Consider the following 236-nt stretch of genomic DNA (forward strand, 5'->3'; position numbering starts at 1 on the left):
GTTGCGGGTCGCACAGGCTCATGCCGACCAGGCCGATGACCACGAGCGCTTGCGACAACAGCAGCCACGAACGACGCCGACCCAGGCCACCCAACAGGGGCAGGCGCCATTGGTCGAGCAGCGGCGACCACACCCACTTGAAGGCGTAGGCCAGGCCGATCAGGCTGGCGTAGCCGATGGTCTCGCGGGCAACACCGGCTTCACGCAACCACACGGACAGGGTGGAGAACACCAGC

At 66.9% G+C, this 236-nt stretch carries 1 pseudogene; it reads right to left on the bottom strand.

The features are described 5' to 3' along the window. Positions 1-236: pseudogene (locus tag SB756_RS35310) on the bottom strand (AmpG family muropeptide MFS transporter); the annotation flags it as partial.

Origin of the sequence: Pseudomonas sp. SIMBA_068, from assembly GCF_046534705.1 — a bacterium.
Classification (GTDB): Bacteria; Pseudomonadota; Gammaproteobacteria; order Pseudomonadales; family Pseudomonadaceae; genus Aquipseudomonas; species Aquipseudomonas putida.